The 6780-nt window shown below is 69.5% G+C and carries 9 protein-coding genes; 5 read left to right on the top strand and 4 right to left on the bottom strand.

Annotated features, from left to right (window positions below):
- Both VED21_RS35930 and VED21_RS35925 read right to left on the bottom strand, forming a co-directional pair.
- Positions 1–238, bottom strand: a 238-nt coding sequence (locus tag VED21_RS35930) for a protein-export chaperone SecB (RefSeq protein ID WP_324890801.1), incomplete at its 3' end; no start/stop codon positions are given.
- A gap of 122 nt (positions 239–360) precedes the next feature.
- Entirely contained in the window at positions 361–909 is a 549-nt protein-coding gene (locus tag VED21_RS35925; RefSeq protein WP_324890799.1) for an FxsA family protein, read from the bottom strand.
- A 147-nt stretch (positions 910–1056) separates the two neighbouring features.
- On the opposite strand from VED21_RS35925, the gene VED21_RS35920 reads away from it, so the two are divergent.
- From VED21_RS35920 to VED21_RS35910, 3 genes are all read left to right on the top strand, one after another.
- Positions 1057–1734, top strand: a complete 678-nt coding sequence (locus VED21_RS35920) for a Tim44/TimA family putative adaptor protein (RefSeq protein ID WP_324890797.1) — start codon at positions 1057–1059, stop codon at positions 1732–1734.
- A 58-nt stretch (positions 1735–1792) separates the two neighbouring features.
- Positions 1793–2938: a murein transglycosylase A gene (locus VED21_RS35915; RefSeq protein ID WP_324890795.1), complete on the top strand. Its 1146-nt coding sequence runs from the start codon at positions 1793–1795 to the stop codon at positions 2936–2938.
- Between the two features lie 62 nt (positions 2939–3000).
- Positions 3001–3828, top strand: coding sequence for a DUF1206 domain-containing protein (locus VED21_RS35910; RefSeq protein WP_324890793.1), 828 nt, complete (start codon positions 3001–3003; stop codon positions 3826–3828).
- 127 nt (positions 3829–3955) lie between these two features.
- On the opposite strand, the gene VED21_RS35905 is transcribed toward VED21_RS35910, so the two are convergent.
- Positions 3956–5653 carry a cellulase family glycosylhydrolase gene (locus tag VED21_RS35905; protein WP_324890792.1) on the bottom strand — a complete coding sequence of 566 codons (1698 nt, stop codon included), beginning with the start codon at positions 5651–5653 and terminating at the stop codon, positions 3956–3958.
- A 250-nt stretch (positions 5654–5903) separates the two neighbouring features.
- Between VED21_RS35905 and VED21_RS35900 the strand changes: the two genes are divergently transcribed.
- Both VED21_RS35900 and VED21_RS35895 read left to right on the top strand, forming a co-directional pair.
- Positions 5904–6026, top strand: coding sequence for a hypothetical protein (locus tag VED21_RS35900; protein ID WP_324890790.1), 123 nt, complete (start codon positions 5904–5906; stop codon positions 6024–6026).
- A gap of 10 nt (positions 6027–6036) precedes the next feature.
- Positions 6037–6228: a hypothetical protein gene (locus tag VED21_RS35895; protein ID WP_324890788.1), complete on the top strand. Its 192-nt coding sequence runs from the start codon at positions 6037–6039 to the stop codon at positions 6226–6228.
- 248 nt (positions 6229–6476) lie between these two features.
- Here VED21_RS35895 and VED21_RS35890 read toward each other — a convergent pair.
- Positions 6477–6780, bottom strand: a 304-nt coding sequence (locus VED21_RS35890) for an HIT domain-containing protein (protein WP_324890786.1), incomplete at its 5' end; no start/stop codon positions are given.

Genomic DNA, 6780 nt, shown 5'->3' with positions numbered 1-6780 from the left:
CGGTCTCGCCCTGCTTGGCCTCGGCGCGCAGCTGCAGAGACACCTCGTAGATGTCGTCGGCGGCCGGGCGGACCTGGACGTCGACGCCGATGTTCACCTGCGGCTGCGGCTGGCCGGGCAGCAGGCTCTGCGGCGCGTTGGGGTTCTCGAAGGAGAGGTCCTTGACGTATTGCGCGAGCACGTGCAGCGGCAGCGCCTGCGCGCCCTGGTCCTCACCGTTGGTCGCCTGATCGGACATGAACGAACTCCTGGCCGTGAACGGCCTTCCTGGGGGTTTTCTCAACCGCGCTGGCTAGCACGGATCGCCGGTCCCGACAACCATCGCGGTATGACCGGCCGGGAATCATTCTCAACTGGGGCTCAGGGCCGGGGGTTCTTCGGGCCCCAGCGGGACTCCTCCAGCCGCGGCGCACCGGCGTCCGGGGCGGCATCCGGGGCCGGGTCCACCTCCTGGTAGTCGACGTCGATCACCGTGCCGGGCGCGCCCGGCGGCCGGCGGGGCGGGTGGCGCGGGTCGACCTGCTGGCCGTTCATCCAGACGTGCAGCCCGCTCGTGCGCCGCATCCTCTCGAACAGCCAGAGGCCCAGGGCGTTGCGCAAGGGCGGGATCAGCAGCAGCAGGGCGACCGTGTCGGTCAGGAATCCGGGTATGATCAGCAGGATACCCGCGACCGCCAGGCAGAACCCCTCGAACACCGCGCCCACCGGCAGCTCGCCCCGGTCGGCCGCCGCCTGCGCCTTGCGCAGGACGCTCAGCCCCTGGCGGCGCAGAAGCGCCACGCCCAGCACCGCCGCCAGCACGATCAGGCCGACGGTCGCCCCGGCGCCGATGCGCGAGCTCACCTCGATGAAGACGGCGATCTCCAGCACCGGCAAGAGCAGGAGAAACCATAGAAGTGCCTTGCCCATCCTTGCTCTTTCGCGGTGAAGGCCCTATGTAGACCAGTGCGTCGCCAAATGGATTCGTCCGGGCGACCCCGTTCGGCGCGCGGCCACGAGCTAGACTTAATATCGGCCGGCGTGACGGTCCAGGCCCAACCCTCAGGAATTAGCGCGATGGGTGAAGGATTCGTGTTCATCGAGATCGTCATCTTCGCGATGATCGCGGCGTTTCTCGTGTATCGTCTGCGCAGCGTGCTCGGCCGCCGCAACGGCGAGGAACGGCAGCGGCCCAACCCCTTCACCCCGCCGCCGGCCACCGGCGCCGCCCGGCCGGACAACGTCGTGCCGATGCCCGGCCGCGACCGCGGCCAGCCGCAGCCCGCGCCGGACGAGCCGATCTCGCTGGCCGCGTCGCTGGCCCAGATCCGCAGCGCCGACCCGTCCTTCGACGAGAAGCAGTTCGTCCAGGGTGCCCGCGCCGCCTTTCAGATGGTGGTGGAGGCCTTCGCCCGCGGCGACACGCCGACCCTGCGCCCGCTGCTGGCCGACGACGTGTACGACAGCTTCTCGCGCGCCATCCGCGACCGCCAGAAGGCCGGCGAGACGCTGGAGACCCGCATCGACCTCGTCCGCGACGCCGACGTGATCGAGGCCCGCCTGGACGGCCGCACCGCCTTCGTCACCGTCAAGTTCGTGTCCGACCAGATGAACGTCACTCGCGACGCGCAGGGCACCGTGGTGGACGGCAACGCGGACGAGGTGGTCGAGGTGACCGACATCTGGACGTTCGCCCGCAACACGCGGTCGAACAACCCGAACTGGTCGCTGGTCGAGACGCGCACGCCCAATTGACGCGCGCGCCGAATTGATCCGCTCCCCCTTTCTCCGCGCGGCCGCGGCGGTTGCCCTGATGGTCCTGGCCTCCTGCGGCGAGGAACGCAAGGACGAGGCGCCCCCGCCGCCCGACCGCCTGACGCTCGCCCCTCTGTCCTTCCGGGACCTGCCCGGCTGGACCGACGACCGCGTGGCCGAGGCGGTGCCCGCCTTCCAGCGCTCCTGCGCCCGGCTCAAGGGCCAGCCGGCCGACAAGCCGGTGGGTCCGAACGGCGTCGGCGGCAAGGTCGCCGACTGGACCGCCGTGTGCGCCGAGCTGGCCGCCCTGCCGGCCGGCGACGAAGCGCGCGCGCGAACCTTCTTCGAAACGTGGTTCACCCCCTATGCCGCCGGCAACAACGGCACCCGCAAGGGCCTCTTCACCGGCTATTACGAGCCGGAGCTGAAGGGCTCCCGCACGCCGGACGCCGCCTTCCCGGTACCGCTCTACAAAAAGCCCGGCGACCTCGTGATGGTCGACCTGGGCGAGTTCGCCGAGCGCTGGCGCGGCGAGCGCATCGCCGGCCGCGTCGTCGATGGGCGGCTCAAGCCCTATGAGGACCGCGCGGCGATCGAGGCCGGCGCCTTGCGCGGCAAGGGGCTGGAGCTGGCGTGGGTGGACGACCCGATCGGCGCCTTCTTCCTGCAGATCCAGGGCTCCGGCCGCGTCACGCTGCCCGACGGCGGGGTGGTGCGCGTCGGCTACGCCGGGCAGAACGGCCACAAGTACGTTGCCATCGGCAAGGAGCTGATCGACCGGGGTGCCTTGAAGCGGGAGGAGGTCTCGCTGCAGACCATCCGCGCCTGGCTGCTGGCCAACCCGGATCAGGCCGCTGGGGTGATGAACAAGAACCCCTCCTACGTCTTCTTCCAGGAGCTGAAGGGGGAGGGGCCGAACGGCGCGCAGGGGGTGGCGCTCACCCCCGGCCGGTCGCTGGCGGTGGATCCGAAGTTCCTGCCCTACGGCGTGCCGGTCTGGCTGGACGCCGAGGACCCGCTGGACAAGGCGCAGCGCCTGCGCCGGCTGATGGTGGCGCAGGACACCGGCGGCGCCATCCGCGGCCCGGTGCGCGGCGACGTCTTCTGGGGCCACGGCCCGGACGCCGAGCAACGCGCCGGCGTGATGAAGAGTGCCGGCGAATACGTGCTGCTGCTGCCCAAGACGGTGACCCCGGCCAGCTGAACGGTTCAGTGTCCATCGGAACAGGGTGCGAACGGTTCCGTTATCCCTCGGTGGAGGGGAGCATGGACACACGGGATACCCTGCGGGACATCGAAGGGCTGGCGCGCCTGGGCTACGCCGCGCGCGGCCTCGTCTACCTGATCATCGGCTGGTTCGCGCTCACGGCGGCGCGCGGCGCCGGCCGGCCCACCGACAGCAAGGGCGCGCTGGTCGAGCTGTTCCAGCACCCGTTCGGTTCCGTCCTGCTGGCGCTGGTCGCGCTGGGGCTGGCCGGCTACGCGCTGTGGCGCATCATGCAGGGGGTGCTGGACGTCGACCGCTACGGCAGCGCGTGGAAGGGGCTGGCGATCCGCGCTGGGCAGGTGATCGCCGGCATCCTGCACGCCGGTTTGGCCCTGGGCGCCGTCGGGCTGCTGGCCGGACGCGGCAGCGGCGGCGATGGGGAGAGCACGGCGCGCGACTGGACCGTCTGGCTGATGGGCATGCCGGCCGGCCGGTTCCTGGTGGCGGCGGTGGGCGCCGGCATCGCCGCGGCGGCCATCGCCCACTTCGTGAAGGCCTACAAGGCCAGCTTCCGCCGCCACATGGCCGTGGGATCGGACAAGCACGGGATCGTCTGCACCATCGGGCGGGCGGGCTTCGCGGCCAAGGGCGTGGTGTTCGCGCTGGTCGGCATCTTCTTCATGCACGCGGCGTGGCACGCGGACTCTTCGGAATCCGGCGGCATCGTCAAGGCGCTGCGCACGCTGGAGGAGCAGCCATCGGGTCCCTGGCTGCTGGGCATCGTGGCGGCCGGCCTCATCGCCTTCGGCCTGTTCAGCATCGTGCAGGCCGTCTATCGCCGCATCGACACCCGGGAGGCCGCCGACCGGCTGCGCGCGATGGCGTAGGTACGGTTGCCCCCTCCCGGCTCGCTTGCGCTCGCCACCCTCCCCCTCTTCGAGGTGGAGGGTAGAGCGGCGGCAGTCCCCTCCACCGCCCATGGCGGGGGAGGGTTAGGGAGGGGGCTAAACGCCCTCACACGAACAGGTCCGCCGTCACCGTGTTGGCCGATACGCCGACCAGGGTGACGTGGTTGCCGCCGCCGAAGTCGACGACGGCGCCCTCGGCACCCTGGCTCACGGCGTGCTGCGAACCCGGCGCGACGCGCAGCCGGTCGCCCTCGGCCGATTTGAAGTCCAGGATGCGGTCCGCGCCTAGCGTGCCGGCCAGCACGAACAGGTCGGCCCCGGCGCCGCCGTACAGCGCGTCGTTGCCCAGGTTGCCGGCCAGCATGTCGGCGCCGAAGCCGCCGTAGAGCAGGTCGTCGCCCTGACCGCCGAACAGCGTGTCGTTGCCGTCGTCGCCATAGACCACGTCGTTGGCCATGTTGCCGTACAGCGCGTCGCCGTCCAGACCGCCGCGCACCACGTCCGCACCCTGGCCGCCGAACACCACGTCGGTGCCCTGGTTGCCCCACAAGGCGTCATCACCAAGGTTGCCGTACAGCAGGTCGGCGCCGTCGCCGCCCGACAGCGTGTCGTTGCCGCCCATGCCCATCAGCGCGTCGTCGAAGCGCGAGCCGTCGGTGCGGTCCGCCGTGTCGGCCAGCGCGCCCACCAGCGGTGCGGTGCTGGGGTCCTGGTACATGGCTGGCTTCAGCATGTCGATCTTGGCATGGCTGATGCTCATCCAGTCGGCGTTCAGGATGCCGCCGGTGTCCCAACTGGTCGGGTTCCACGACCAGAAGGTCCAGCTGATGCCTTGCTCCCCGGCGTTCAGGTCGCCGATACCGTCGCCCGTCAGGTCGCCGTTCAGGTACTGCACGAACTTGCCCAGCCACAGCTGGTCGGTGCCGGTCTCCAGCCGGGTGCCGAACTCGCCCACCAGGATGGGGGCGGTGTTGCCGGCGAACAGGTGGCCCCACGCCTCGTGCCACTTGGCCGGCATGTTGTTGGGGAAGTCGGCGGCGCCGAACCAGGGCAGGGGCTGCATCGACGGGCTGTAGTCGTGCGGCGAGTAGACCAGCTTGTTGGGCACGGTCAGCTCCACCGGGTGGGCGCGTGCCGCCATCAGGTTGCCGCCCCACCAGTACCAGGCACCATTCACCGTCTCCCCGCCCTCGACGATGATCAGGACGTTGGGGTTGACCGCCTGCACGGCGTTGCCGATGCGCTCCGCCGCGGCGTCCCAGTCGGTGGCGGCCCCGGTGCCCCAGGTGGCGGGGTTGTGCGGCTCGTTGTGCAGGTCGAAGGCGGCCACGGTGGGGTTGCCGGCGTAGCGCGCGGCCAGCATCTGCCAGTTGGCGATCATCGTCGCCTCGGGATACTGCTCCGTGTACCACAGGCCGTTCTCGTTGGGGCCGCTGCCCACGCCGCTGCGGTGGTGGTCGAGGATGACGCGCATGCCGATCTGCCCGGCGTAGGCGACGATCCGGTCGATGATCTGCAGCGGCGTCAGCCCAGTCAGGTCCGGGTTCAGCGAATAGTCGATCGTGGAGGGGGTGCGCCCCGGCTCCAGCATCGCGTCGCTCCAGGGCAGGCGCACGGCGTTGAAGCCCAGGTCCATCATCCGGTTCAGGTGGCCCTGGTAGCTGTCCACCCACAGCCCCTCTGGCGCATAGCCCGGGCCGTCCAGGCCGAACCAGTTGATGCCGGTGATGCGCACCGGCGTACCGGCGTCGTCGACGATCTGGTTGCCCCGGGTGCTGAGATAGCCGGGGGGAATGCTTGCCATGCCCTGCTCCACGTCTCGAACCAGCGTGGAAGGTAAGGGCGCAGCCACCGGTTGCCCCGTCGGCATTGGTGGGGCAATCGCCGGTATGCGAAGTACTCTTTACGCGAATTGGAGGGAGCCGGGGGAGGCGGGAACCGCAACGCTGCGGTGCGTCATTTTAGACGAAAGTTTTAGGAGGTTTGACTCCCATCCGCCTATCGATCGTGGTACATACCCCCCAGCGCACCGCCGCAGGTATGGAATCGCAACCGTGCTGAACAGCTTTGCCGAGGATTGGGCCCGTTGGACCGCCGCCGAGCGGCTGGGCGTCATGATCGCCGCTGCCGGCATTGCGGTGCTGCTCGTCGCTTCGCTTGCCGCTCAACTGGGTTGAGGTTCCGTCGATGGCTTCTTCGGTCGCACGCGCCCTGTCCGCCATCAAGCGTTACGACGCACGGCCCGAGCAGATCGACCACGCCATCCTGTCCGCCATCAACGTGACGCTGTACCTCGCCTCCAACGGCGACGACCGCGTGTCGGAAGGCTTCAACCGCGACATCGCCGTAAGCGGCCGGGCCTTCGGCCGGCAGGGCTGATGCCGTCGGCCTTTCGGCTGGCGGATTTCGTGTCAATTTAAAACACGAAGATTGAAAGATCGGAAGATCAGAAGAATCGTGACAGCGCGCGTGCTCTGCGCGGGAGCTGCGGCGTGGCAATATTCTTCTGATCTTTCAATCTTCTGATCTTTGTGTTTTGATCAGCACTTGCACCGTCAGCCGTGGCGCCGCTGATCCTTGAGGACAACTTGCCCCCTCCCCCAGCGGGGCTGGGGGAGGGGTAAGAATTACTTCTGCCGGGCGATCATGCCGCCGAGGTCGCGGCCGGCGAAGATGTGGACGTGCAGGTGCGGCACCTCCTGGTGCGCGTCGCGGCCGCAGTTGGACAGGATGCGGTAGCCGCTCTCCACCACGCCGGCCTCGCGCGCCACCGTGCCGATGGCGCGGACGTAGTCGGCGATCTCCGCGTCGGACGCGTTGGCCGCGAAATCGTCGTAGTCGACGTAGCGGCCCTTCGGGATGACCAGGATGTGCGTGGGCGACTGCGGGTTGATGTCGTGGAAGGCCAGCGCGTGTTCGCTCTCATAGGCC

The sequence above is a fragment of the Azospirillum sp. genome (genome assembly GCF_035627195.1).
Classification (GTDB): Bacteria; Pseudomonadota; Alphaproteobacteria; order Azospirillales; family Azospirillaceae; genus Azospirillum.
This window is presented reverse-complemented; position numbering and strand designations above follow the sequence as displayed.